This window comes from Pontibacter litorisediminis (genome assembly GCF_029360645.1).
Lineage (GTDB): Bacteria > Bacteroidota > Bacteroidia > Cytophagales > Hymenobacteraceae > Pontibacter > Pontibacter litorisediminis.
Window position 1 is genome coordinate 661,013 of record NZ_JARDUA010000001.1, and the last position, 25,292, is coordinate 686,304.

At 52.7% G+C, this 25,292-nt stretch carries 24 protein-coding genes and 1 tRNA gene; 13 read left to right on the top strand and 12 right to left on the bottom strand.

Annotated features, from left to right (window positions below; all coding sequences use genetic code 11):
* Positions 1 to 302: 302 nt before the first annotated feature.
* The 8 genes from PXG97_RS02900 (at position 303) to PXG97_RS02935 (ending at position 7,368) form a co-directional block, all read left to right on the top strand.
* Positions 303 to 872 (top strand): Crp/Fnr family transcriptional regulator, encoded by a 570-nt coding sequence (locus PXG97_RS02900; protein WP_276496216.1) that lies wholly within the window; start codon positions 303 to 305, stop codon positions 870 to 872.
* 60 nt (positions 873 to 932) lie between these two features.
* Positions 933 to 1,478, top strand: a complete 546-nt coding sequence (locus PXG97_RS02905) for a heme-binding protein (protein ID WP_276496217.1) — start codon at positions 933 to 935, stop codon at positions 1,476 to 1,478.
* A 15-nt stretch (positions 1,479 to 1,493) separates the two neighbouring features.
* Positions 1,494 to 1,901 carry a hydroxyisourate hydrolase gene (gene uraH, locus PXG97_RS02910; RefSeq protein WP_276496218.1) on the top strand — a complete coding sequence of 136 codons (408 nt, stop codon included), beginning with the start codon at positions 1,494 to 1,496 and terminating at the stop codon, positions 1,899 to 1,901.
* Between the two features lie 577 nt (positions 1,902 to 2,478).
* Positions 2,479 to 3,822, top strand: coding sequence for an MBL fold metallo-hydrolase (locus PXG97_RS02915; protein WP_276496219.1), 1,344 nt, complete (start codon positions 2,479 to 2,481; stop codon positions 3,820 to 3,822).
* A gap of 315 nt (positions 3,823 to 4,137) precedes the next feature.
* Positions 4,138 to 5,118 carry a thioredoxin-disulfide reductase gene (trxB, locus tag PXG97_RS02920; RefSeq protein WP_276496220.1) on the top strand — a complete coding sequence of 327 codons (981 nt, stop codon included), beginning with the start codon at positions 4,138 to 4,140 and terminating at the stop codon, positions 5,116 to 5,118.
* A gap of 385 nt (positions 5,119 to 5,503) precedes the next feature.
* On the top strand, positions 5,504 to 6,061 hold the full coding sequence (locus tag PXG97_RS02925) for a YeeE/YedE family protein (protein ID WP_276496221.1): 558 nt from the start codon (positions 5,504 to 5,506) through the stop codon (positions 6,059 to 6,061).
* A 45-nt stretch (positions 6,062 to 6,106) separates the two neighbouring features.
* Entirely contained in the window at positions 6,107 to 6,520 is a 414-nt protein-coding gene (locus tag PXG97_RS02930; RefSeq protein WP_276496222.1) for a DUF6691 family protein, read from the top strand.
* Positions 6,521 to 6,732: 212 nt separating this feature from the next.
* Positions 6,733 to 7,368, top strand: a complete 636-nt coding sequence (locus PXG97_RS02935) for a TlpA family protein disulfide reductase (RefSeq protein ID WP_276496223.1) — start codon at positions 6,733 to 6,735, stop codon at positions 7,366 to 7,368.
* Between the two features lie 168 nt (positions 7,369 to 7,536).
* Here the strand turns inward: PXG97_RS02935 and PXG97_RS02940 are convergent, their stop codons facing one another.
* Both PXG97_RS02940 and PXG97_RS02945 read right to left on the bottom strand, forming a co-directional pair.
* Positions 7,537 to 8,478 (bottom strand): YeiH family protein, encoded by a 942-nt coding sequence (locus PXG97_RS02940; protein ID WP_276496224.1) that lies wholly within the window; start codon positions 8,476 to 8,478, stop codon positions 7,537 to 7,539.
* 134 nt (positions 8,479 to 8,612) lie between these two features.
* Complete coding sequence (locus tag PXG97_RS02945) at positions 8,613 to 9,527, bottom strand: pirin family protein (protein WP_276496225.1); 915 nt, start codon at positions 9,525 to 9,527, stop codon at positions 8,613 to 8,615.
* Between the two features lie 665 nt (positions 9,528 to 10,192).
* Here PXG97_RS02945 and PXG97_RS02950 point away from each other — a divergent pair.
* A complete protein-coding gene (locus PXG97_RS02950; RefSeq protein WP_276496226.1) occupies positions 10,193 to 11,428 on the top strand; it encodes a serine hydrolase domain-containing protein in 1,236 nt (411 codons plus the stop codon).
* 44 nt (positions 11,429 to 11,472) lie between these two features.
* On the opposite strand, the gene PXG97_RS02955 is transcribed toward PXG97_RS02950, so the two are convergent.
* Positions 11,473 to 11,649: a hypothetical protein gene (locus PXG97_RS02955; protein WP_276496227.1), complete on the bottom strand. Its 177-nt coding sequence runs from the start codon at positions 11,647 to 11,649 to the stop codon at positions 11,473 to 11,475.
* Positions 11,650 to 11,935: 286 nt separating this feature from the next.
* Here PXG97_RS02955 and PXG97_RS02960 point away from each other — a divergent pair, with 286 nt between their 5' ends.
* Positions 11,936 to 14,116 (top strand): glycoside hydrolase family 97 protein, encoded by a 2,181-nt coding sequence (locus PXG97_RS02960; RefSeq protein ID WP_420851747.1) that lies wholly within the window; start codon positions 11,936 to 11,938, stop codon positions 14,114 to 14,116.
* Positions 14,117 to 14,198: 82 nt separating this feature from the next.
* Here the strand turns inward: PXG97_RS02960 and PXG97_RS02965 are convergent, their stop codons facing one another.
* The 4 genes from PXG97_RS02965 to PXG97_RS02980 all read right to left on the bottom strand — a co-directional run bounded on the left by PXG97_RS02965 (position 14,199) and on the right by PXG97_RS02980 (position 17,807).
* The gene (locus PXG97_RS02965; protein ID WP_276496228.1) at positions 14,199 to 14,993 is read right to left on the bottom strand and encodes a DsbA family protein; all 795 of its coding nucleotides are present in this window, start codon (positions 14,991 to 14,993) and stop codon (positions 14,199 to 14,201) included.
* 19 nt (positions 14,994 to 15,012) lie between these two features.
* Complete coding sequence (locus PXG97_RS02970) at positions 15,013 to 15,957, bottom strand: manganese catalase family protein (protein ID WP_276496229.1); 945 nt, start codon at positions 15,955 to 15,957, stop codon at positions 15,013 to 15,015.
* A 259-nt stretch (positions 15,958 to 16,216) separates the two neighbouring features.
* Positions 16,217 to 16,816, bottom strand: coding sequence for a hypothetical protein (locus PXG97_RS02975; RefSeq protein WP_276496230.1), 600 nt, complete (start codon positions 16,814 to 16,816; stop codon positions 16,217 to 16,219).
* A gap of 163 nt (positions 16,817 to 16,979) precedes the next feature.
* Positions 16,980 to 17,807, bottom strand: coding sequence for an MBL fold metallo-hydrolase (locus PXG97_RS02980; protein WP_276496231.1), 828 nt, complete (start codon positions 17,805 to 17,807; stop codon positions 16,980 to 16,982).
* A 188-nt stretch (positions 17,808 to 17,995) separates the two neighbouring features.
* Here PXG97_RS02980 and PXG97_RS02985 point away from each other — a divergent pair, with 188 nt between their 5' ends.
* Positions 17,996 to 18,991 (top strand): hypothetical protein, encoded by a 996-nt coding sequence (locus tag PXG97_RS02985; protein WP_276496232.1) that lies wholly within the window; start codon positions 17,996 to 17,998, stop codon positions 18,989 to 18,991.
* Between the two features lie 99 nt (positions 18,992 to 19,090).
* Here the strand turns inward: PXG97_RS02985 and PXG97_RS02990 are convergent, their stop codons facing one another.
* From PXG97_RS02990 to PXG97_RS03000, 3 genes are all read right to left on the bottom strand, one after another.
* A complete protein-coding gene (locus PXG97_RS02990; protein WP_276496233.1) occupies positions 19,091 to 19,807 on the bottom strand; it encodes an SIMPL domain-containing protein in 717 nt (238 codons plus the stop codon).
* A 147-nt stretch (positions 19,808 to 19,954) separates the two neighbouring features.
* Positions 19,955 to 20,317: a hypothetical protein gene (locus tag PXG97_RS02995; RefSeq protein WP_276496234.1), complete on the bottom strand. Its 363-nt coding sequence runs from the start codon at positions 20,315 to 20,317 to the stop codon at positions 19,955 to 19,957.
* A 66-nt stretch (positions 20,318 to 20,383) separates the two neighbouring features.
* Entirely contained in the window at positions 20,384 to 20,659 is a 276-nt protein-coding gene (locus PXG97_RS03000; protein WP_276496235.1) for a hypothetical protein, read from the bottom strand.
* Between the two features lie 200 nt (positions 20,660 to 20,859).
* Here PXG97_RS03000 and PXG97_RS03005 point away from each other — a divergent pair.
* Both PXG97_RS03005 and PXG97_RS03010 read left to right on the top strand, forming a co-directional pair.
* Positions 20,860 to 20,934, top strand: a tRNA-Glu gene (locus PXG97_RS03005).
* A 340-nt stretch (positions 20,935 to 21,274) separates the two neighbouring features.
* The gene (locus tag PXG97_RS03010; protein WP_276496236.1) at positions 21,275 to 22,654 is read left to right on the top strand and encodes a TonB-dependent receptor; all 1,380 of its coding nucleotides are present in this window, start codon (positions 21,275 to 21,277) and stop codon (positions 22,652 to 22,654) included.
* Positions 22,655 to 22,705: 51 nt separating this feature from the next.
* Here the strand turns inward: PXG97_RS03010 and PXG97_RS03015 are convergent, their stop codons facing one another.
* Entirely contained in the window at positions 22,706 to 22,894 is a 189-nt protein-coding gene (locus PXG97_RS03015; protein ID WP_276496883.1) for a DUF2911 domain-containing protein, read from the bottom strand.
* A gap of 451 nt (positions 22,895 to 23,345) precedes the next feature.
* Positions 23,346 to 24,794 carry a PQQ-dependent sugar dehydrogenase gene (locus PXG97_RS03020; RefSeq protein ID WP_276496237.1) on the bottom strand — a complete coding sequence of 483 codons (1,449 nt, stop codon included), beginning with the start codon at positions 24,792 to 24,794 and terminating at the stop codon, positions 23,346 to 23,348.
* Between the last annotated feature and the right edge of the window lie 498 nt (positions 24,795 to 25,292).

The following is a 25,292-nucleotide window of genomic DNA, read 5'->3' on the forward strand; positions in this document are numbered from 1 at the left end:
CCACAGCTTTAACAGGCCGCCATCAGGATACGCCAATAAAACAGATACTTTGCCCCGTCGCGGAGCCTTCTCGCACCACGTGAGGTCGCGACGGAGCCTGAGCGCTTTCTGCTGTCTACATCAGCCAAAGACACCAGCGCGCCTGCCATTGATTCGGTCAGACCTAAGCTGGTGCTGCTTAAAGACAAAGCGGTAGCGGTATAACCATATTGAAAGAAACTTAAACTTTTACCCCTGCACTTAGTTTACCTGCCAGAACATGAAGCTGTATCGCTTTTAGAGGAAAGACTCTACTGAATACAATGTACGATCAATTAAAAGCCTTTATTAAAAGCAGAACAAGTATAGACGAGGCCTCCCTGGAACAGATTTGTTCTCTCTTCGAGTATGTAAAAACCAAGCGAAATGAGCATTTACTGTATTATAGCGAAGTGTGCCAGCATTACTATTTTGTAAACAAGGGCTGCATCCGTCTATATACGATCAATAAAGACGGGATTGAGACAACTCGCTTTTTTGCCTTTGAAGGCGGGTTTGGAACAGCGCTGCCAAGCCTGATTGAACAAACCCCTGCCGGCGAATACATGCAGACCATCGAGAAATCTGAGCTTCTCAAAATCTCCAGGGATGACTTTTTCCACCTGGTTGACACTTTGCCGCAATTCGCCTTCATTTATAGGCAGATACTAGAGCTGGGTTTTGTTACTGCCCAAAAGCGGATTTACGGTTTCCAGGGGTTTGACGCACTGGAGAAAGTACAATGGGTTATCCAGCACCAACCGGATTTTTTGTCGCGCGTCTCAAACAAGATGGCCGCCTCCTACCTGGGCCTCTCCCCCTCCACCCTCAGCCGAGTAAAAGCCAGGCTCTGAAAACGTTGACTTAGGGCAACGCTTTTCACAAAAAGCACCGGTAGCTTTGTAAAAAAAACTATGATCTACAAACTACAGCTGCTCTTACTCCTACTCATTCCAATGCTTACCAGGGCACAGACCGGTAAGCAGGAGAACAATCCGCAAAAGGTTTGTGCCAGCCAAGAGCAGGCAGCTTACACAGTAAAAACGCACCAGCTTACCTTGGAGGCAGCTTTGGAGCTAACAAACAGGGCCCGGGCAGCAGCCCAAACATTGAACAAGGAAGTGAGCGTTGCCATCCTGGACGCGTCAGGGCAGGTGATTATGCTGACGCGGGGCAACGGCGTAGGGCCGCACAACACCGAAGCCGCCCGCAGAAAAGCCTATACCTCCCTCTCCACCAAAACGCCTACCCTAGTTCTGGCGCGTAATGCCCAAGCAAATGCCGATACCCAGAACCTGGCTAATCTTCCGGAGCTGCTATTGCTGGGCGGTGGCTACCCTATCTGGTATAAAGGGCAAGTTATTGGGGGCATTGGCGTTGCCGGCGGCGGTGGGCCCGAGAACGATGACACTATTGCAAAATCTGCGGCAATGGAAGACGCAGCCATACTTATACATTAACTTTTATACTTACTTATGAGAAGTTTAGCTTTGATCGTACTGTTTGTTCTGGCAACCACCGTCGCGTTCGCGCAACCTACCAAGTACCAGTTATCAAGCCACATTCTGGATGTTTCTACCGGTATGCCTGCCAAAGGGGTTTCGGTTGAGCTTGAGAAGCTGGACAAGAAAACCAAAACGTGGCAACAGGTGGACAAGAAAATTACCGACGAAAAAGGGCGCATCACAGATTTTCTGGCTACCGGGCATGCGAACGAAGGTGTGTACAGGCTTCGTTTTTTGGTAGCCGATTATTTTAAAAGCAAAAAAACAGATAGCTTTTACCCTTTTATCGAGGTAGTCTTCCAGATAAAAGACAGTGAGCATTACCACGTCCCTATCACCCTCTCGCCCTACGGGTACGCTACTTACAGGGGTAACTAAAGGCATCTCCGGCACTGGAGATTCATACACTTCAGTTTTCCTGCCTCACGTCTGATTTCCTGTGCAGTCTTATGGCATTCCCCATTGCGCCTACTTCCCTTCGGGAAGTAGGCGCAATGGGGAATGCTTTTTTATTAACAACGCGTACCGGTACTCCTATCACAGACAGGAGCAGCAGCAACTCATATATGCAGTTGCCATCAGCGGCTCGAATTCTGGTTCTACCTTCTGGTTTCACTTGTTTATTTGCTTCCTGAGCCTTTCCCTGCCGGTTTTTGCCTAAACATGCTCGTTGCATTGGCTGAAACGGATGGGGATGTAGAAATGCTAACTGAAGCAAGCCCATACTCCTGCTCACCCTGGGGCTGCAGCGCTTTACACAGTTACGGTAGTACGTAATCAAACAAGAGCGCCACAACCATCTACGTCACCCTGATGCGTAGCACCTTGAGCGCTACCTAAGATATATTTGGTGCCGTATCTTATAAACCACCTGTGTGACAAACATCACTGAACATGGCTGTGCCAAGCAATAACTTTGTACTAGAAATTGATTCATCAGTAAAAAAATTGAACCATGAAAATAAAACAGTTTGAGGACAAAGGTTTAGCCCATTATTCTTACGCTATACTTAGTGAGGCCACAAAAGAAGTGGTGTTGGTAGACCCGGCGCGCGACCCGCAGCCCTACTATGACTTTGCTGCTGCCCACGAAGCTACAATTGTAGGTGTGATCGAAACCCACCCGCACGCCGACTTTATAAGCTCGCACCTGGAGATACACAAAAAAACCGGCGCTACTATCTACACCCACAGCCTGGTAGGTGCCGATTATCCGCATGAGGCCTTCGACGATGGCGCAACGCTACAGCTTGGGGAGGTAACGCTTAAGTCGCTGCACACGCCTGGCCACTCCCCTGATTCGATCAGTGTGGTGCTGGAGCACGAGGACAGAGACAAGGCCGTATTTACCGGAGACACCCTGTTTATTGGCGATGTTGGCCGTCCGGATTTGCGGGAGAACGCCGGCAACGTAACGGCCAAGCGCGAGGAGCTTGCGCGGCAGATGTACCACAGCACCCGCGAAAAGCTGATGAGGCTGGCAGACGATGTAATGGTGTACCCGGCCCACGGCGCAGGCTCGCTCTGCGGCAAGGGCTTGAGCGAGGCCAACTCCAGCACCATTGGCGATGAGAAACTGAGCAACTATGCCCTGCAGCCCATGAGTGAAGAGGAGTTTGTGAAGGTACTGACAGCAGACCAACCCTTCATACCCAAGTACTTTGGCTACGATGTGGACCTGAACAAGCAGGGCGCACCGGATTATAAACCAAGTATAGAGGGAGTGGTACTACTGGAGAAGAACTTTGAGCCCGAAGAAGGTGCTCTGATTGTGGATGCCCGCCCTGAGAAGCTGTTTAAGAAGGGACATCTCAAAGGCGCCGTCAATATCCAGAACGGCGGTAAGTTTGAGACCTGGTTGGGAAGTATCGTGGGACCAAGCGAGCGTTACTACGTGGTGGCTTCCAGCAAGGAGGAGCTACAGGATTTGTTCGCAAAAGCAGCCAAGATTGGGTACGAGCTTCTGCTAAAAGGGGCGTTCGTGTACGACCAGCAAGGCGGTGCGAAAAGTGAAGCGTTCAATAGGGCGTCGTTCGAAGCCAACAAGGAAGACTACACGATACTAGATATCCGCAACACCTCTGAAGTGAAGGCAGGTAAGTTTTTCGGAAACTCAATCAATATCCCGCTGCCGGAGCTGAGGGAGCGCGTAGGCGAGGTTCCTACAGAAAAGCCGGTGGTGGTGCATTGCGCGGGCGGGTACCGCTCAGCCGCAGGCAGCTCGATCGTAGAGACCGCACTGCCGGGTGTGCAGGTGCTGGATATGAGCGAAGCCGTGAATGAGCTAAAGGAAAAGTAAGGCATCATGGTGCCTTACTTGAGTTGATTACACTTCCGAAGTAAAAACAAATTGAACGGGGTAAGAGAGAATCAGGCGAAGGGAAAGCCAGAGCTCTAGCAGCATGCGTCGCTCCTTGGCCATGCCTTGTTTCCTTTTTTAACATTATGCCTGCAGTGTTGTTAGGTAGAGAAACTACGGGAAGCATATCACATGATCCCGTAGTTTAAAAGTTTGCCAGCGGTGGATTTTGGAAGCTAGCGTTGGTAAAGGAGTAACATATTAAGTATAATTGTGTGAGACCTGGAATCTCAGGTCTTGTGAAGAAAAAAACCTATGGAAATAGAGAAAGTAAAGGTTCTGATCATCGGCTCGGGACCTGCGGGCTACACGGCGGCGATCTACGCCTCGCGGGCGGGGCTCTCGCCGGTGCTTTACCAGGGGCTGCAGCCGGGGGGCCAGCTGACGATCACCAACGATGTGGAGAACTACCCGGGCTACCCTGAGGGAATTAATGGGCCGCAGATGATGGAGGACTTTAAGAAGCAGGCCGAGCGCTTCGGCACCGATGTGCGCTACGGCATTGCAACTGCTGTCGATTTCTCCTCGCAGCCCCACAAGGTGGTCATCGACGACGAGAAGACGATCGAGGCCGACGCTGTCATCATCTCGACCGGTGCTTCAGCCAAGTGGCTGGGGCTTGAATCAGAGGCAAGGCTTAATGGCAGCGGTGTTTCTGCCTGCGCCGTGTGCGACGGCTTCTTCTACCGCGGCCAGGAGGTGGCCATCGTGGGGGCCGGCGACACGGCCGCCGAGGAGGCCACCTACCTCTCTAACCTGTGCAGCAAGGTCTACATGATCGTGCGGCGCGAGGAGATGCGGGCCTCCCAGATCATGCAGGAGCGGGTGAAGAACACAAAGAATATTCACATCCTCTGGAATACCGTTACGGACGAGGTTCTGGGTGATGATACGGTTGAGGGCGTACGCGTTAAAAACACTATAACAGGTGAGCTGCAAGAGATCCCGGTAAAAGGCTTCTTTGTGGCCATCGGCCACCAGCCCAACTCGGGCATCTTCGGCGAGTACCTGAACCTGGACGAGAACGGCTACATCCGCACCATCCCGGGCACGAGCAAGACCAACGTGGACGGCGTGTTCGCCTGCGGCGACGTGCAGGACTTCACCTACCGCCAGGCCGTCACCGCCGCCGGCTCCGGCTGCATGGCCGCCCTCGACGCCGAACGATACCTGGCCGCAAAGGAGGCTGAGCATTGGGATGCAGCGCAACCTTCTGAGCTTACACTTTCTAAATAACAAAGGGTAAGGCTCTGCCTCCAACAATCCACAGGAGCCACTTTTTAGCAAACCTGGAGAGCCTAACATCACCTCTCATAAGAGAGTGGCCTGACTGGGATTCTAAAGTATAAACTTGAGGGACGCAATACTTTTGCGTCCCTCAAGTTTACCTCCCTCCCTTCATCCGCCCAATGCTGTGCGGCGGTAGTAGCACCGCCTTCTCCTGAGAGCACAGGCTAGTATTCTGAATAATAAGCTAACGCCACTGCAAGCAACAGCCTTCAGCGCAACGGCTGCAGAGTTACTGCACCAGAGTGGGGGACGTGACAAAAGTCACAGACAGCGGCTACGAAAGCACCTACCTTTGTGATGTTTCAATGACACTTACTTCAAGGAACCTGTTATGATAGAATTTTTGAGCCAGCCTTGGCCCTGGTATGTATCAGGCACCGTCATCGCCCTGGTCATGGCCCTCCTGCTGTTCTTTGGGAAGTCGTTCGGCTTCTCGTCGAACCTGCGCGTGATCTGCGCGGCCTGCGGCGCGGGCAAGCACCTCCCCTTCTTCGACTTCGACTGGCGCGCCCAGACCTGGAACCTGCTGTTTCTGGCGGGCGCCATCTTGGGCGGCTTTGTCTCCTCTGAGTTTCTGACTGACAGTGAAGCGGTGCAAATCTCGCAGGCAACGGTCCAGGACCTGCGCCAGCTGGGGATATCTGCCCCGGATGCCCTGCAGCCGGAAGAGCTTTTCAGCCTGGACGCCCTCCTGACCGTGAAAGGGTTTCTGCTGCTGCTGCTGGGTGGCTTCATGATCGGCTTTGGCTCCCGCTATGCCGGCGGCTGCACATCGGGCCACGCCATCAGCGGCTTGTCAAACCTGCAGCTGCCTTCGCTCATTGCCGTGATAGGCTTCTTTATCGGGGGCCTGATCACCACCTGGCTGCTGTTGCCGCTCCTGTTCTGAGTCGGCTTTGAAAAGATGAAGGACTTACCCTAAACTGTTATCTCTGTGAAAGGAATAAAATTTATACTTGCCGGCGTCCTGTTCGGCATCGTAATGAGCAAATCAGAAGCCATTTCCTGGTACCGCATTCAGGAGATGTTCCGCTTCCAGTCGTTCCACATGTATGGCATCATCGGCACGGCCGTGGTGCTGGGCGTACTGATCACCTACGTAATTAAGAAGTATAAGCTTCGGGATATCCAGGGCAACCCGATCGTGTTCACGCCAAAAGAGAAGTCTGTCCCGCGCTACTTGTTGGGCGGCATCATCTTCGGGTTAGGCTGGGCGCTGACGGGCGCCTGCCCAGGTCCCTTGTTCGTGAACCTGGGCCACGGCTACTGGGCCTTCCTGCTGGCCGTTTTCGGTGCCGTGGCCGGCACCTACACCTACGGCCTCCTCAAGGACAAACTACCGCACTGATCAAGGCTTTTGCCTTGGTTTGAGGAGGTGCAGTGTTCAACCCACAGCGGCTACTCTCATGAAAGGAACCCGGTCAAAGGCAGATACAGCGCGACTTTATAAGCGCGTGGCCTCATTTCAATGATAGTCGGATCTGAGTTGCCAAGGACACTCCACAGCAGGCAGACCATTGCTGCCATAAACAGGAACCAAAAACCAGAAGGATCAACCACATGAACAATAGAAAATTTTCTTTCAAACAAATACCCGGCTGGGCACTGATGCTGGCCGTTTTTGGAGTACTTTACCTGACAGGGCTGCACACTGAGGTTATTGGCCAGGTGCAGCGCCTGCTGCTGGCTACAGGCATAAGGAACGCCGATGTGCCCGATACTTTGCAGAATCCCGACGCCACAGCAGTAGTAGACGCCGCTGTAGTAGCCAACTCGGAAATGGCTGGGGCAGGCTTTAAAATAGCTGACCTGCAGGGCAATCAGGTAAGCTTCGAGAGCCTGAAGGGCAAGGTGGTGTTCCTGAACATCTGGGCGACCTGGTGCCCGCCCTGCATCGCCGAGATGCCGAACATCCAGAAGCTTTACGAAAAGGTAGGATCTGAAAAAATTGCTTTCGTGATGCTGTCGGTAGACGAGGGCGGGGTGGAAAAGGTAAAGAAGTTCATCGACAAGAAGCAGTACACTTTCCCGGTATACTTGCCGGCGAGCAATTTCCCCCGTGAATTTTACTCTGAAGCTATCCCCACCACCTTCATCATCTCGCCAGCGGGTAAGATAGTGGCCAAACAGGAAGGCATGGCGGATTACAACACACCCGAAGTGGTGGCGTTCCTGCAGAAACTGGCTGGGAAATAATGAGTTCTTGGTAGGTTAAAACCTCGCTCTCCGTTTCTTTATAGTTTCTCTATTGCGTTGCCAGGTTTGGAAAGGTTAGGTTTAATGGGCCTCCTTCCTAACTCGGTGCGCCCCGATGAAAGCTAAGCACACCCTTGCCGCCACCTGCAACAGGGAACTACAGCTCTATCAGATGAAGTAATAAACAGCCACAAGAGAGCCTGTTGCCACTATTAACCACAGCGCCACCCCTTGCAGAAACGGCCTGACGCTGATCGTCTTCAGTAACGGCATACTGATGCCTGCCCCCGTTAAAAACAGGCTGATGATAAGCCCTTTTCTGGCAAGCGCGGTTAACCAACCGTACACCACACTCAACTCGGGTAGAAATGTACTGCCCAGTGATGCCAACAAGAAGAAAAGTATAAACCCAGGAAAAGCGGCTTTCTTTTCCTCAGACCGAAACAGTACACCTGTAATCAGCACCATGGGGAGTATCCAAAGGGCACGGGTAAGCTTCAGGGTGGTGGCTATTCTGAGGGCCTTCTCTCCAAACACTGTTGCGGCCCCCACCACCGAACTAGTATCATGTATGGCAATGGCGGCCCAGGTGCCGAACTGCTCTTGTGTCAGCTGCAACTGCTTTCCGACGAATGGAAAAATGAACAGGGCCAGCGCATTCAGGATAAACACGACGCCAAGCGCAACGGAAATCTCTTTTTCCGACGCCTTGATAGCCGGCGCGATGGCGGCAATGGCGCTTCCGCCACAAATGGCAGTCCCGGCTGAAATCAGGTGGTTGAGCTTTCTCTCCACACCCAGCAGCTTCGCTAACAGCAACCCTACGGCCATTGTCGCTACCAGTGATACCGCTGTATAGAAGAAGCCCGTAAAGCCTGTTTCGGCTACCTGGTACAGGTTAATGCCAAAGCCAAGCCCTACAACCGAGGCCTGAAGGGCATACTGCGTGACCTTGTGCAACTTTACCGGGTAGGGGCTTCCCAGCGTTAGGCCTAAAAGAATCCCTGAAAATAAAGCGAGTGGTGCCCCAATGAGGTCTGTAACCAGTATAAGCAGCGGCAAGAGCCAAAATATGCCAAGCCGAACTAGTCTTTTGTTTAAAAAATCCAACGTCTCTCGTCTGCACCTTGGCAGCTCTATGTTACTTAAGTTCGATTAACTGTACGCATTGGTCCTCCAGCTCCTAACACTGTACCACCTTCCCTATACTTAGGCAAGAGAGATGGTTTCAATAGCCGGCTGCTTTAGGATAGCGCCTGGGGCGATGGGTCACCGGCGGGTTTAGATTTGTCGTCCGGAAGCGGCACAAACTCCTGGTTGTCGGATGGTGGCAACAGGATACGGCCTTCTTTCCAGTCTGCCTTAGCCTGCTCTATCCGCTCCTTTCTGGAGGAGACAAAGTTCCACCAGATAAAGCGCTCTCCCAGCGGCTCACCGCCCAGCATCATGAGCGTAGTGGCCTCTTTTGCCAAAATAGTGGGGCTTGCATTTTTGTTGAAGACAAGCATCTGACCAGCCGTATATGTTCTTCCGGATACTTCTAAACTGCCTTTGGCGATGTAGATTCCACGCTCGGTGTGCCCTGCTGGGAGCGTAGTTCTGGCGCCCTTATCCAGCACAACATGCAGGTAGAACAAGGGCGAGTGCGTTTTCACATCGTTGCGCAACCCGAAGGCGTCTCCTGCTATCAGCCTCATCCAAACCCCTGCGTCTGTAAAAACCGGCAACGCCTCCGGTTTATAGTTCTCGAAAGTCGGGGCTGCCTCCTCGTCTTTCTCCGGCAGGGCCACCCACGTCTGGATCATCTCCAGCTGGCCACCGGCCAGGGCGGAGGGATCCTCGAACCGCTCCGAATGCGCGATGCCGCTGCCGGCAGTCATCCAGTTCACCTCACCCGGCCGGATCACCTGCTGCACCCCCAGGCTGTCGCGGTGGGTGACTTGCCCGCCAAACAAGTAGCTTACCGTGGATAAGCCGATGTGCGGGTGCGGCAGCACATCCATGGAGCGAATCTCCTGCGGCTGTATCGCTACAGGGCCTGCATGATCCATAAAAATAAAGGGGCCCACCATTCTGCGCAGGCGAAATGGCAGGATGCGCTTTACATCCATTCCTGGGCCAATGGATGCCTTGCGGGCTTCAATGACGATGTCCAGCATACAAGCAGTGTGTTTGTCCTACATTTATAACGTAAACACGAAGGTAGCAGGTTGGCTCGCTAACCCAAGGAATTAATCGCCATACTTGGCGAAACACACGGCCATGAAAGTTTGGTTAGGAAGGAGAGCTGCGAGGAAAAGGAAATCACCTCAAGCCCCGTAGACAATCCCATTTATACGAGTTGGTGTAAGTATAAAGAAGCTGGCCGTTTCCTACTCCAGGCTGAACAAAGGATACTTGGGAGCGCCATAACAGTATCCCGACAGTACAGCGTACGCCCGGCATACCACTACGCATGCCAGGAGCTGTGCGCCTGCGCAGCATTATTCGGCAAAGGCGGCAACTGCGCTTTTCGTTAAATCACTACAGCCAAGTATGACTTTTAAGGTTGACGAAAGCAGTTTCAACAGTAGCAAAAGAGCGGTGTTTATTACCCTAGCCTTCTGTCGGTTAACCCCAGTGCCTTGGGCTGCCACACCGGTTTAAGCAGGAAACATATACTAAAGGCTGCGTTTTATTGGTTAATGCTTTGAAGCGGGTGCCTTCCTGCGCTGCAGGCGTTCTGGCCCAACCTAAAAATAAATCAAACCCTCCAACCGGATATTTAGAAACTCTAGGGGAAGGCTTATCTTTAAGCCGGAATATTTTGTTGGAAACTTGAAGTATGGCTATTCTTAAATTACAAGCGCTTTTGCTACGGTGCCTCGCTGCACCTCTTTTTATACTTGCCCTCTTCTCCTGCCAGGAGGCAAGGCAGGAAAATCCTTTAAAACAGGGCAGCACCGACGCCCTGGAGGCAACACGGCAGCGTGTGCCGGTACCCGGTTGGTTTACAGAAGACAGCGCCAGCCGGCTGGGTCATCACCTCGACTCCATTTTCACGCACCTGCATAGGCGAAACGGTTTTAACGGTACGGTGTTGGTTACCAAGTATGACCAGGTGGTGTACACCGGGGCGTTTGGCTATGCGGACTTCAGGGAGAAGGACAGCCTGCACACCCAATCAGTTTTTCAGCTAGCCTCCATATCCAAGCAGTTTACGGCTATGGCTATCATGATGCTGAAAGAGCAGGGAAAGCTGAAGTATGACGACAGCGTGCAGCAATTCATCCCGGACTTCCCCTACCATGGCATCACTATACGGCAATTACTCACGCACCGCTCCGGCCTGTCTAACTATACTTATTTCAGTGATGAGCTTTGGCCCGACCGTCGTGTGCCTATCACCAACAAAGATGTGCTGCGCCTCATGTCTGAGCACAGGCCCCAGGTCTACTACCAGCCGAACACCCGCTTCGACTACAGCAACACTGGTTACTTTCTGCTCGCCTCTATAGTAGAGCGGGCCTCGGGCAAGCCTTTTGCAGCGTTTCTGCAACAGCATATTTTCAAGCCGCTGCAAATGACGAGCACCTTCACCTTCAGCGACGACCTAGTTACGGGTAACCAGCACGTGGCTACCGGCCACACGGGCGGCAGGCGCAGCAGGCACCCGGATTACCTTGACACAGTACTGGGCGACAAAGGAATTTACTCTACGGTGGAGGACCTTCACAAATGGGAGCAGGCACTGTACACAGAGCGCTTGGTAAAGCGAAAGACTTTGGAGGAAGCCTTTACCGGAACACGCCAAGGCAGGAAGAAAGACGAGGATTATGGGTTTGGGTGGCGCATTAAGCAGGTAAGCAACGGCGATACGGTGGTATACCACGGAGGCCTGTGGCACGGCTACGCCAGCTACTTTCTAAGAAACCCGAACGACCACAGCGCCCTGATTATACTTAGCAACGTGCCGAATGGCAGCTTCCGACACCTGAAGGAAATCGAGGCATTTCTATACCCGGCCAGGCCTGGAAACGACAGCCGCAAAAAGCAAGATGTACTTGTAAGTGCAAAATAACCTCACGCCAATCAAGGAGCGCAGGCTGCTACGGTAGCCTGCGCTTACTCTTTTTTGCTACGTATGGCGCTGTACAGCACCGGACTGAAATAGCGCAGGTTCTCCAGCACACAGACCATGCTGTAAAACTTCTCCGGATCTATCTCCTGCTCTTCGGCCATCGCGGCAGCAATGGCATCCAACGCATCAGTATAGCTTGCCGTGAACTCCTCTTCCGTCATCTTTTCCTATAAAGTGAAACCTCAGGTTTATAACCCCTAAACTACGGTTTTAATTTCATAGCAGCGCACAGTCTAGAATGGAAGGCCCTGCCCCCTGCTCATACTTGCCAAATGCGGCTGTAAAGGGAAGCCCAGAATTTTATTTTGCTGCCAAAGGGGATAAAAAGCACCGCATCCAGCTATTACAAAAAGAGCAGGCACTGGCTACACCAGAACAGTCACCCTGCTGTTATTACACCTTGCGCCTGGCGCACCAGTCTTATAAATAATGAACAACTAGTATAACATGAACCTCAAACAACTAACAAAACGCGCCCGGCGGCCACGCCAAACCGTCCGCCGTATGTTCCTGCTCCTGTTCCTGGGCACATTCGGCACATTGGTGCAGGCCCAAACCATTACCTCCCCAGACAAGAACTTCACGATGAAGTTTGAGCTGACCCAGCAAGGGGAGCCGACTTACCAGCTGACGTACAAGAAGAAGCCTGTCATCACCCAAAGCAAGCTGGGCATCGCCACCCAGGATGTGCCTTCGTTTATGGAAGGTTTTACAGTTGCCAATACCGAGCAAAAGACGGTGGATGAAACCTGGGAGCCTGTTTGGGGCGAGGAGAAAAGCATCCGCAACCATTACAACGAGCTACTTGTAACGCTGGAACAGGCTGAGCCGAAAGGCCGCCAGATTCGCATCCGCTTCCGCTTGTTTAACGACGGGCTAGGCTTCCGCTACGAGTTTCCGCAGCAAGAGCAGCTCAATTACTTCGTAATCGAGGAGGAGCACACCGAGTTTAACCTCACCGGTGACCACAAGATTTTCTGGATCAGGGGCGACTATAACACCAACGAGTATGCCTACACCACCTCGCAAATCTCCGAAATCCCGAACCTGATCGAAAAAGCCACGATAGATGTGCACGCGCAGGTTCCAATCGACACCTTATCGGTGCAGACCCCCTCTATGATGAAAACCTCAGATGGCCTGTACATCAACATACACGAGGCGGCGCTGGTGAATTACCCAGCCATGCAGCTGAACGTGGACCCAAAGAACTTCAGAATGAGCTCGCACCTGACGCCTGACGCGGTGGGCAACAAAGGCTACATGCAGACGGAGACGCAGACGCCATGGCGCACGATCGTGGTGAGCGACAAAGCGACCGACATCTTGGCATCGCGCTTGATCCTGAACCTGAACGAACCTACCAAGTATGAGGACGTGTCGTGGATTAAGCCGACCAAGTACATTGGCGTGTGGTGGGAGTATTTTGTATCTGGCAAGAGCTCCTGGGCCTACAGCACCGAGACAAACGTTAAACTGACAGACGACTTTACTAAGTTCACCCCGAACGGCCGCCACGGCGCTAACAACGAGAACGTGCGCCGCCACATCGACTTTGCTGCCAAGCATGGTTTTGATGCCGTACTGGTGGAAGGCTGGAACATTGGCTGGGAAGACTGGTTTGGCAACTGGAAGGAGAATGTTTTCGATTTCGTGACGCCCTATCCTGACTTCGACGTGAAGGCCCTGAACGAATATGCGCACTCGAAAGGCGTTAAACTGATGATGCACCACGAGACCTCGTCTTCGGTTGCCAACTACGAGCGCCGCCTGGATTCGGCCTTCCAGTTCATGAACAAGTATGGCTATGATGCCGTGAAAACTGGGTATGTGGGCAAGATTATTCCACGCGGCGAGTACCATGACGGCCAATGGATGGTGAACCACTACATCCACGTAGCCAACACCGCTGCCAAGTATAAGATCATGATCAACAGCCATGAGGCCGTTCGCCCTACTGGCCTGCACCGCACCTACCCGAACTGGATTGCGCAGGAATCGGCACGCGGCACCGAGTTTGAGGCCATGGGTGGCCTGGCTCCGGACCACACCACTATACTGCCCTTTACGCGCCTGATGGGTGGCCCGATGGACTACACGCCAGGCATTTTCCAGACAGACATGTCGATCTACGGCGGCAACCAACGCGTGAACACTACGCTGGTGAAGCAACTGGCTTACTACGTGACCATGTACAGCCCACTGCAAATGGCAGCCGACTTGCCCGAAAACTACGAGCGCTTCCCGGATGCTTTCCAGTTCATTAAAGATGTGGCGTTGGATTGGGACAAGTCGCACATACTGGAGGCAGAGCCAGGGGATTACGTCACCATAGCGCGTAAGGCAAAAGGGAAGAATGAATGGTATGTGGGCGGTATCACCGACGAGAACTCCCGCACGACCAACGTCCGTTTCGACTTCCTGCCAAAAGGCAAAGAGTATGTAGCCACCATTTACGCCGATGCCAAAGACGCCAGCTGGAACAAGAATCCGCAGCAGTATACTATCACCAAAGTTAGGGTTAACTCCAAAAGTGCGCTGAAGCAGTATTTAGCGCCAGGCGGTGGTGTGGCTGTAAGTATAAAAGAAGCCAGCAAGCAGGACCTGAAAGGCCTGAAAAAGCTGTAACAGTATAAATGACAAGTATAAAAAAGCGCGATGCAGCTCTGCATCGCGCTTTTTTATTAGCGCCCCCGTACAGGCGCCTGGTTTAGACGCCCTGCTGCGTTAGCACCTCCTGCAGCTCACGCTTGATTATACTTCCCCAGTACCTTCTGTATTCCAGCTCGTCGGTGGTATGCTGTATGGGCTCCAACTCCGGGGCTACCTGGTGCAGCGCCTGCTCCAGTGCCTCGTATGGCCGGTATCCCACTATCATCACACCCTCTCCTGCTCCTTCACGGCGCATGGTTAAAGTCGGGAAGCGGGAGATATTGTGCAGCCGCACCTGCTTCAGGTCCTCTTCGAAAGCCTTTCTTGCCTCACTCCCGTTGATGTCCTCGCTGAACCGGTCCGCATCCAGCATGCCGGGTTGCGCTTGCGCCAGCTCTTTGCTTGCCTTTAGCAGCACCTCCCACTCAGCTATGTTCTGGCCGTGCAGCATTACCGCCTCCCGCACCCGGCGCAGGTAATTCTCTGCAGCCATCGGCGACTGCAGTTCTGCGGCCTTTACCGCAATACAAGACGGGTAGGAGGATGAAGGCGGGTTATCGAACCAAACCTTGTCTTTCAGGGGCATGCCCGAAGTATAGCGGGCCTCCATCCACAGGGGTCCCATCTGCAGCGGCCTGCTCACGGCGTTCATCGGATCACTGAAAGCGTCCCAGTTCGGAACAAGGCCACCCATGCGGTAGCGCCATTTTAGCCGGCCCTGGTACAGGAAGCGCAGCTTCCGCCACTGCGGCTCCAATGCCCAGCTCCAGCAACAAAGAGGGTCGGTGTAGACCTCTATCTCCACCGACCCTGCATGTGTTGATTCTTCTTGTTTGTTTTCGCGGTTTAACATGCTATCGTTTACGTTCAACTTAAAGGGAGTTCTGCGGATACTCACACCACTGATTCTCCCCCTGTGGTACGGCAGCCTTTACCTTTTTGCTGCGCATCTGGCCCAATTCTTTGTTCTTGGCCTCTACCCCGGACATGCTGCGGCTCGTGCCGTTCGCTTTGTGGTCCACCATGCCGTTCGTCTCCACCACATGGCTGAATGGCTCTTCCACGTACTGCCAGGTCTCGCCAAGGCTCGGGCTCTTGCCTTCGTTCCAGGGGCCTCTGGCGTCGCCTCCGCTAGACATGTTAAAGTAGCTGTTACTATACCTGGGATCGCCCTGCAGCACGCCTGGCGGGAAGTTGGGCTGTATGGTGTTCAGCGCAGCCTCAAACATTTGGTAGTGCGCAATCTCCCTTGTCATCAGGAAACGGAGCGTCTCCTTTACATAGGGGTCGTCCGTAAACTGCATCAGGTACTCGTACACGATCTTTGCCCTGGACTCTGCCGCCATATCAGAACGCAGGTCTACGGTAGGGTCGCCGTTAGCATTGATATAAGAGCCACTCCACGGCACCCCCTGGCTGTTGGTTAGCGTAGGGCCGCCGCCGCTCAGCACGAAGAACTGCGGGTTCATCATGGCGTTGTGAATGAAGTCCTCTTTCTTGGCCTTTCCGTCGAGTAGCTGCATGATCTCAGCTTCTTCGGCTGCATTCTTCAACTCCCCGTTAATAGGGCCCAACAGCATCTGTATGGTGGCTCCCACAATCTCCAGGTGGCTGAATTCCTCGGTGGCAATATCCATCAGCATGTCATATTGCTCAGGGTGTGGCTGCCGCATCGGGAAAGCCTGCACAAAGTACTGCATCGCCGCCTTCAACTCTCCGTTGGCGCCGCCAAACTGCTCCAGCAGCAAGCTGGCAAAAGCGGGGTCTGGCTTAGACACGCGGGCGTTAAACTGCAACTCCTTTACATGGTAAAACATTATACCTCCTTTTTTAAGTGAAAAAATAATTAATGTTAACACTTAGAAACGAGGTGTAGACACGGTGGGTTTATGCATGCCTCTGCTGCCACAGTTGCCAAAGCGCCTGCTGCGGCAGCCTGAGAAACATAGGACTAGTTACACACCTGATTTTCTGCTCTTCCCTTAAAATTTATGCTGCTGCACTTTATAAAGCAGGAAAGCCGGCAACGCTGCAAAAAGAGCCGCCGGCTTCTGGTACAGTTATACTTTTCAGTACTTAGTCGCGGGGCGGGTTGATCATGATGTGGGCGCCGTGCGTGCCCGGATGCATGATCCAGGGCATGGCAGGCCCGTTGGGCTTTAAAGGCAGGCCGGTGCTTTCGGAGGTAGCGTAAGGGATGTACACCACATAGCGCAGATAGCCATTTGGCGCCTCACCGGTGGCAGCGTTGAAATCTTTTGCCGGGGCAGTGTAAACATACAGCGCAGCAGGCTCTTTCGGCAGCTTAAGTTTGCCGCTCTTCGCCTCCTCCTCCCTCGCTTTAAATATTTCCTCAGCATTCTTCCCAGCTTTGCGAAGCTCCCGGCCACGGGCCATGAACGGCTCCAGGTCCTGGTGGTAGCATGAAACAGAGAGTCCCTCCTGCTTCGGGTCGTCGGCCAGGCAAATCATTTCATTGGTGCCTTTGCGCAGCAAGACAAGGTTTCCGCTGTTGTCGTAGCCATACACGGCAGCTCCGTCGCGTTTATCGGCCGGGGCTGCCAGCAAGGCGGCTTTAATTTGTGCTGCAGCAGGTGCTTTGGTTGAAGCCTGGCCTTGCGCCAGTGCGTTTACGCTGAACAGGGCCAGCAGAATTACGGTTGGTGCTAACTTCATACAATCCAGAGGTTATGGTGAAAACAAAAGCATACCCACAGGTGATGCCTACCTAACCAGTGGGTACGCTAGCTAACGTACATCAGGAATTAAGGATTAACTTTGAATAGAAGTACAGGTCTGCTCCGTCAGGCAAGGCTGCACCACGGCATTTAAGCTGCTCTTACGCCAGTGCATCGAACAGGCTGATCTGCTGGCCTGTACTCCTCCGCATGAGCGTTGGGGTGCTGCTGATGGTATAAACAGGCGTTTCCTCAAAGCGCGACGCCACCACCACCTCCGTACCAGCAGCATGCAGCGAGAATAGTTCCTTCACCAGCTTGGGGCAATTGTTGTCCTTGGAGAGGTGCGAGAGCAGCACGTGGCTCATGAAATCCGGTTTATAGGCTGTAAACAGGCTTAAGGCTTGCCTATTGGAAAGGTGCCCTCTGCCTCCGCGGATGCGGTTTTTCAGGTAGTATGGGTAGTGGCCCTTCTCCAGCAGCCCCTCATCATAGTTGGCCTCCAGAAAAGCGGCATGGCACTCCTGAAAATGCGCAATCAATTGCTCGCAGGGGTAGCCGATGTCGGTAAAAACGCCCACCTTCACCTCCTGGCAAGACACCACAAAGCTGTGGGGGTCGCGCGCGTCGTGCAGTTTTGGGAAAGCCTTTACCTCCAGCCTTCCTACCTGCACGGGCTCTTGTGCCGAAAAATGCTGCACCTGCACCCCTGCAAAGTCCAACCGGCAATTATACAGCGTGTCTGGGGTAATATAGACCGGCAGGTTATACTTTCGTGCCAGCACCGGAATGCCTTTGATGTGGTCGGAGTGCTCATGCGACACAAAAATCGCCTTCACCTTGCTCAGCGAGAGGCCCAGGCGCTTCATGCGCCTCTCCGTCTCACGGCAGGAAATACCTGCATCCACCAGCACCGCCTCGCGTTCGTTGCCAATGTAGTAGCAGTTGCCGTTGCTGCCGGAGTTAAGGGATGTGATCTGTAAGTGCATGGAGATGCAAAGTAAAACAATTTGTGCTGCTATTCAACCGATGTTATCCGGAAAGAGTGCAAAAAGGAGCAGAAAGTTTCTGCACCCGGAGCAGGAGCCCCCGACAAGCAAGCGCTGATAACTACCAAGCAGGAATCAACAAGTAAATTTCACTTCTGTATCTTTGCAGTTAGAAGATGAAAGAGCTTATGACTGATTTAACCCTATATGACCCGTTTGAGAACATGCAGTTCACCGACACGAACTGCTTCTTGTGCGGCACCATCGTTACGATAGAGCACCGGGCGCCCGTTTTTGGCGAATGGCTGCAAGACAAGTATAACCTGAAGCACAAAGAGCTGCTGATGCTGGACAAGAGCGTGACCACCTTTGGGCAACTGAGTATCCCCTGCTGCGACCACTGCCATACCCACCACCTGCTCCCGCTGGAGCACGAGGTAGAGCAGGCGGCCGCCAACGGAATAGCGGGCATCAAGGCTTTGCCGCCCCAGCGCCTGTTCCAGTGGATCGGCAAGATGTACTATGGCTCGCTGGTAACGGAGCTGATAAAAGAGGCAAACCCGTTGGTAATACCAGAATATGCCGTGAGTGAAGACCCCAAGATGCTGGGCAAGTTCCGCTCTTTTTTCCAAGTACTGCAGTCGCTGCGCGTGCCCATGGCATTCGCGGACTTCCTGCCCTGCTCGCTCTTCCTGCTAGAGATTAGCCCTACCGAAGACGAGCTGCCTTTTGAGTACCAGGACGAACTGACCACCATGGCTTTCAGCGTCAAGCTGGGGCCAGTAGCGGTCGTGTGTACGCTGCTGGACAACGGCATCATCCGCAAGGCCCTTGGCAGGCTGTACCAGGTAACAGAGGGCAAGCAGCTGCACCCTATTCAGCTGGCCGAGTTCAAGGCGCGCGTTTTCTATGCTGCCTATATCTTCAACGTGGTGCCTGAGTACTTCATCCGCCCCACTAAGCCTGGCGATGACCATCTGGTAGTGGACTCTTTGATTGACGATGTGACCAATGAGATCTTCAACCCCTGGGAGATGCCGGCCTATGCACACATGCTGGAGGAGATGCTGAAACCCTGGAGCATCCGGGAGCAGCAGATCCTGCAGAACCCGCAGCAGCCCATCAGCTTTTTGTTGGATGAGCATAACCAGTTTAAGCCCTTGGAGCGCTACGTAAAAGGCTAGGCTTTTAGGCGCAGGAGTAGTGCATGAAGTATAAAAACAGCTGCGGCGGCACCCGAATAAGTGCCGCCGCAGCTGTTTTTATACTTTGGGTACTAGGCTTTATTCAATAACAAAGCTTACATCCACGTTGGAGGTAATGGTTACCTCGCCTCCGGCAATGGTTGGTCCGCCAGCGCTATCGTAAGCTGCCGATTCCATCATGGCCATTTTATACATAGGCCTTGGTCCGCCGTTGCCGCCGCTCTCGCTAATTGCGTACACGCGGCCTACCTTGGCGCCCAACTCAGAAGTGAGCTCTGTTGCTTTGGCCTTTGCGTTAGCCACTGCCTTTTTGCGGGCCTCGGCCTTATACTTCTCCACATCCGACACCTGGAACTGCACGCCATGCACATGGTTCACACCCGCCCCGTAAATTCCGGCGAGCAGCTCATCAAACTTATCCAGCTTCTTCACCGTCACAGTCATGTTCTTCTGGGCCAGGTAAAAGTCAGGTGTGGTGCGGCCATACTCTCCGCTGCTGTACACAGGCTGCAGCGTAACATAAGACGTCTGTATGTGCTTGGCATCCACTCCTTGCTTTTTCAAATAGTTGATGATGGCAGCAGCCTTCTTGTCTGTCTCTTTTCTGGCTTCGTCTAAGGTTTTGCCGCGCGTTTCCACTCCCAGGCTTACCACCACCTCGTTTGGCTGCACCCGCACCTCGCCCGTGCCATTTACGCTTACCAAAGGCGGCAGCGACTGCCCCTGCTGGGCCTGTACCGAAAGAGCCGAAAGAAAGAACAGGCTCAGGAGCATCATCAGATTCATTTTTCTCATAGTAGTAGCTTTTAAAAGTTGTTTGGTTGAGGTAAATATAGCAAATAGCTATATAGGCTCGATTGCAAACTATGTGCCACAAGTATGGGAGGCAACAAAAAACCCTTAACTTTTGCAGTTAAGGGTTTCCAAAGACTTCCTGAAAGATTAATCTTCGTAATTAAACTCATCGTTCCCGCTGCTGTAGCGGGCTACTAGTATGGCACCAACAGTAAGGGCACCGGTAGCCAGAATTAGCTGTGTCGTGGTTAGGCGACGGGTAGCCTTCACAATGATATGGCCCAGGTCTTGCATCAGGTCAGGCAACTTATCGTGACGGCCCTGAAACACATGCATCGCCGACTCTACTGTTCGGGACATGTCGTGCGGCTGCAGCAGTTGCATCACACTTCCTCCCTCCTGATTCTTCTGCCCGCTTTTTTGCTGATTGCCGCCGCTATTATTGTTGCTATTGCTGTTGTTATTGTTATTATTACTGTTGCTCTGGTTTTGTGTTGTATTGTTTTCCATAGTTTTCGTGTGTTTAAAGATTAATATAGGTGTATACGGGGCAAAGGCTAAAAGTATACTTTGCCTCTAGTGCTTCGCTCTACCGCCATGCTGCACCATCAGCTCATCCATGCGAGCCTGAAGGGTGTCCTCGCTTACCATCATGCTGGCCGGAAAGCTGACGGTCAGGCCATCCAGCCGCAGTGTTTGCGCCTCCGGATCATAATTGTAACTGCCTGACACACCTTTCTCGCTAAACTTACCGCTGTTTGCCTGAAGCTTAATTCCGTAAGTCTCCAGTTTATTCTTAAGCTGGTCGAAAGCTTCTGGTTTTACGCCTTCGTATTGCAGGTTCTTAGCCATTCTTCATTTTTTTCTGTGTGGGTAATTGAATTTCTCTAACGCAAGAAGGCACTATTGGTTAACATATACCAGCCATGGCATAGTCAAAAAAATTTTCCTACTGAAAATCAACCACATCCTTTTCAACAGGAAAAAGTTTCACGCAGAGCTATTGCAGTAAAGCAAACACCCGCTATATTTGCATCACAATTAGACAGAACGGCCCGTTCGTCTAGGGGTTAGGACGCCAGATTTTCATTCTGGTAACAGGGGTTCGATTCCCCTACGGGCTACCAAAGCAGCTTCAGGTAAAACTGGAGCTGCTTTTTTGTTGCTTCTATAATTTCTTCCCTTAGGTTGAATGTTCACTGTGTCAACCTCACTGTGAAGAGCTGACTTAGAACCTGTAGATAAGCTTAAGCCTCAGGATGGTCATGAAGAGATAAAGAGGTCCCCCCCTGTCATTCTACTGATGTCCCTCACCAGAGCCCCTTTTGCTTTGCCCACGATATGCGGCTTTTTCCACTGAGCCGGCATCTAGGGATGATACAGAACATGCAAAATCAGCAACAGTAGTTATTACGAACATAAAGCCTTAGATCTGTGTAAACTTAACTGGTAGGTACATACAGGACTATGAAAGCAACAAAACCAATCATAATACTTGTACTGCCGCTGCTGTTTGCATGGCCAGCGGCGGCACAGGAACATGAGCACCACCAGCCAAAGCCAGACACAGCTAAAACGCACATACAGCACAACGAGATGCCGCAACACCAGGAGCATAGGGACATGCAGCACGAGATGATGCCTATGTCGCATGCATTCTCCCGAAACCTGCCCATGAACCGAAACGGCTCCGGCACCGGCTGGCTTCCAGATGCCTCGCCCATGTACGGCAACATGTTTCATACCGGTGACTGGATGCTCATGCTGCACTACAACCTCTTTTTGCGCTACAACAACCAGGACGTGTTTAAAGATGGGAACCGGGGCGACAGCCAGTTTGACGCGCCTAACTGGGTCATGCTGATGGGCCAGCGCTTTCTGGGCGAGAAGGGGCTGTTCCGCTTCAGCACCATGATTTCGCTGGACCCGCTCACGGTGGGTGGCGAAGGCTATCCCTTGCTGTTCCAGACAGGTGAGACCTTCGAGGATGAGCCGCTCATTGACCGCCAGCACCCACACGACCTTTTCAGCGAGTTATCCATTGGCTATACACACATGCTGTCTGAGGAAGCAGATGTGTTCCTGTACCTGGGCTACCCCGGTGAGCCGGCATTAAGCAATGTTGCGTTTATGCACCGGCCTTCGGCGCTCAACAACCCAGACTCACCGCTCGGCCACCACTGGCAGGACGCTACCCACATTTCCTTTGGGGTGGCCACACTTGGCTTCCGCTACCGTAACTGGAAATTGGAGGGCTCCTCCTTCACAGGCCGTGAGCCGGACGAGGAACGCTACGACTTTGACAAGCCCCGCTTCGACTCCCGCTCCGCACGCCTGACCTTTAACCCATCTAAAAACTGGAGCCTGCAGGCCTCGCATGCTTTTGTTAGGAGCCCGGAGGTATCAGAACCAGACGAAGACGTATACCGCACTACTGCTTCCGCACTCTACGGTAAAAAACTCACTGGCAACAACCGCTTCCTGACAGGTTCCCTGAACTGGGGCTATAACTACGTGGATGAGCACCATAAGGAGCATTCTTTCCTGCTGGAGTCCAACCTCCAGAGCGACAAGTTTGCTGTATACGGGCGCTATGAATTTGTTCAGAAATCGTCGGAGGAGCTAGGCTTTGAGGAGTACGCGTTCGAGCATGATGAGCTGTTCAATGTGAATGCTTTGACAATTGGAGCAAACAGGCAGATCTTGGAAATTGGAACTGTCAATTTTAACCTTGGGGCGCAAGTGAGCGTGTTTAGGACTGAGAATACCCTGCACTCATACTACGGTGAACTACCAGTCAGTGCACAGGTGTACCTTCGCGTGTTCCCAGCCGCAATGTTTCCTTAAATAAAAAGAGGCGGCTAAGCGAACTTAACCTCCCTCCTCTTTTGCTCATTTTTATTTTGTTCCCTCCGGCACCGTGATACCCACCTTATCCCATGATAGCTGTATGACTCCATCCGTATCAGACTCTTCCACAACCTCATACTTGAGTCGCTCCTGATGCTGCTTCAGTTCTTCAGGCTTCACCTTCACCCGTAATATATCCTCTTTTACATCGTAGTTATCAGAAGGTGCAGTTTCCAGTTTCTATTGATGATTAACGTCTACTCGGCGCATCAGCGCCACTTCAAGGCGTGCGCTTTACTCGTGAAGTTTGGATTAGATAAGCTGCATGCTCACTCCCCAACACCTGCCCTTGCACCAGCACAGCCCTCTCCTCAAGTGCGGGCTGCTACTGACTAGCCGTACCCCCTTCTCCGGGCAGGTGCGCTTTAGCCTCATGGCCATCTGGTAAATTTGGGCGCTGCCGACTCGCTCACCTCATCAACGGCCCTGCTGGAGTTTAAGTGCCGGTTTAAGCGGAGAGACAGGACTTGGCCATGTAGCACCTCTTCAGGGCAAACAACAGGAGTATTTCCCTCTCCCAATCAATAGAGGAGCCGCTCCAGCTTGCTGAAGCGGCTCCTTTACCGCAAACGGTGTTCTTAGCATTGACAGATCCTGCACAGGATACAGGAAGCATCACAATCAGCTCTTACTCTTCGCTGAAGCCCTTTACTTTCGAAACCATCTTGTACACTTTACCGGTGTTGCCGCTTGGGCCGAGTATTTCGGAGGTCGTCACGTACATTTCCCCGTAGAGATCCTGTCCGAAGCCTTTCACGTACTGCTCAAGCCCCTCCGGGAAGCTCTCCAACTCCACCATTTCATAGTTCCACAGGCCTTGCCCGGCAGGGCACGCCATGTAGATCTCTCCCTCTGCCTCTTCGTCCTCAGCAGAGAAGTTGCCGAAAATATACTTGCCCTGCAGGCCCGGGATATCATTGCCGCGGTACACATACCCACCCACGATCACCAGGAAATGACCACCGTTGGGGTTTGAGTAGTTCTTTGCCTCTATGACAGGGTCGATGAGCTTGTTGCCGTACACGTCTGTATCCGGGCAGGAGGAGAGCACGTTCAGCGGATCGGAGGCATCGAAGCAATGTGTTCCTTCTTTCACATTCCAGCCGTAGTTGCCCCCCTTCTCCACGATGCTAATCTCCTCCCAGAGATTCTGCCCTGCGTCACCGGCATAAAGCTTTCTGGAGCCGCTCATGTCAAACGAGAAGCGGTAAGGGTTCCTGAAGCCGTAGGCGTAGATCTCGTCCAGGCGCGGGTCATCCGCACCGGCGAAAGGATTGTCCGAAGGGATACCGTAAGGGCTGCCGCTGTTCACGTCGATCCGCAGGATGTTGCCCAGCAGGTTTTCCTCTACGTCTTGGCCGTTGCCCCCCTCATTCACCTCGTACCAGTCCTCTACGTGGCCTGGCCCCACGTCATTGGCTCCCCCGCCGTCCCCGATGGAAATGTAAAGATAGCCGTCAGGCCCGAAGGCCAGTGTTCCGCCCTCGTGGTTGCTTTGCGGTTGGTCTACCTCTAGGATTACTCTCTCGGAGCCCATGTCTGCCTTTGTAGGATCCGAGGAAACCATGAACTCCGAAATGCGGCTGATGTTGTTCCAGGAGGCGTCCGGGGTAGGGCCGCCGCCGCGCGGAGGAGCCGTATAGTAGACAAAGAACCGACCGTTGGACGCGTAGTTGGGGTGAAAAGCCAGGCCTAGCAGGCCACGCTCATCGTATGCCTCGTTCAGGTCCACAATCTTGCTGCTCACGTCCAGAAAAGGTTGCGCCAGCTTATTGCCATACTTATCCAGGACCCACACTTTACCGATCTGGTCAATCACAAACAGCATCTTGCTGTCATCAGGGGCCGGCACAACCCCAATAGGGGATACCATTCCATCTGCCAACAGCTCCAGGTCCACCGACCTCGGGAGTAAAAAGGGCTCGTCCGGATCGCAGCTTTGCTGCGCAATACCTGCGCAGAACAGCAGCGCAACGGTAAGGATTGACAGGAGGCCTTTACGGCCTTTGTTATGCTTCCGGCCCGAGAGAAACCTCCCAAGCAGGAATTTTCTGACTTTGTAAGTTTGCCTTTTCATAGTACTACTAACTAATAAATGGTGAGAAATAGAAAAACATCAACTGACAAGCTCCCTTGGATGACAGGAACTCATTGCGGGGACAATAGACGTTTGGAGAGGTAGTAAAAAGTGCGAAGCGCACGCGTTAAGGAAGCGACACTTATTGTATTTCAAACAAAAAACTTACTTTAATTTATACGGTCTATCTATCAGATCGTCTCAACTAAGACTAAAATTATACTAACCTTCACCTTGTTTGCAGTGTCAGTGGCACCGGCTGCTATGAGTGCGGCTTAGGTCAGAGGCCGTCAGACAGCACGAGGAAAAGGTACCAGAGCTAGACCGCGCGACACACTGCGAAATGGATAGCCAAGGCAACACACCTTGAATTGCACACATTAACCTACTATAGTCAGTTAATACAATATAACATAGAAAAAATGTAGCCACTGCGGCCGATGTTCTCCATAGGCCCTGTAGACTGCTTTAAGCATCGCCAAAGCTTTATACTTCTTA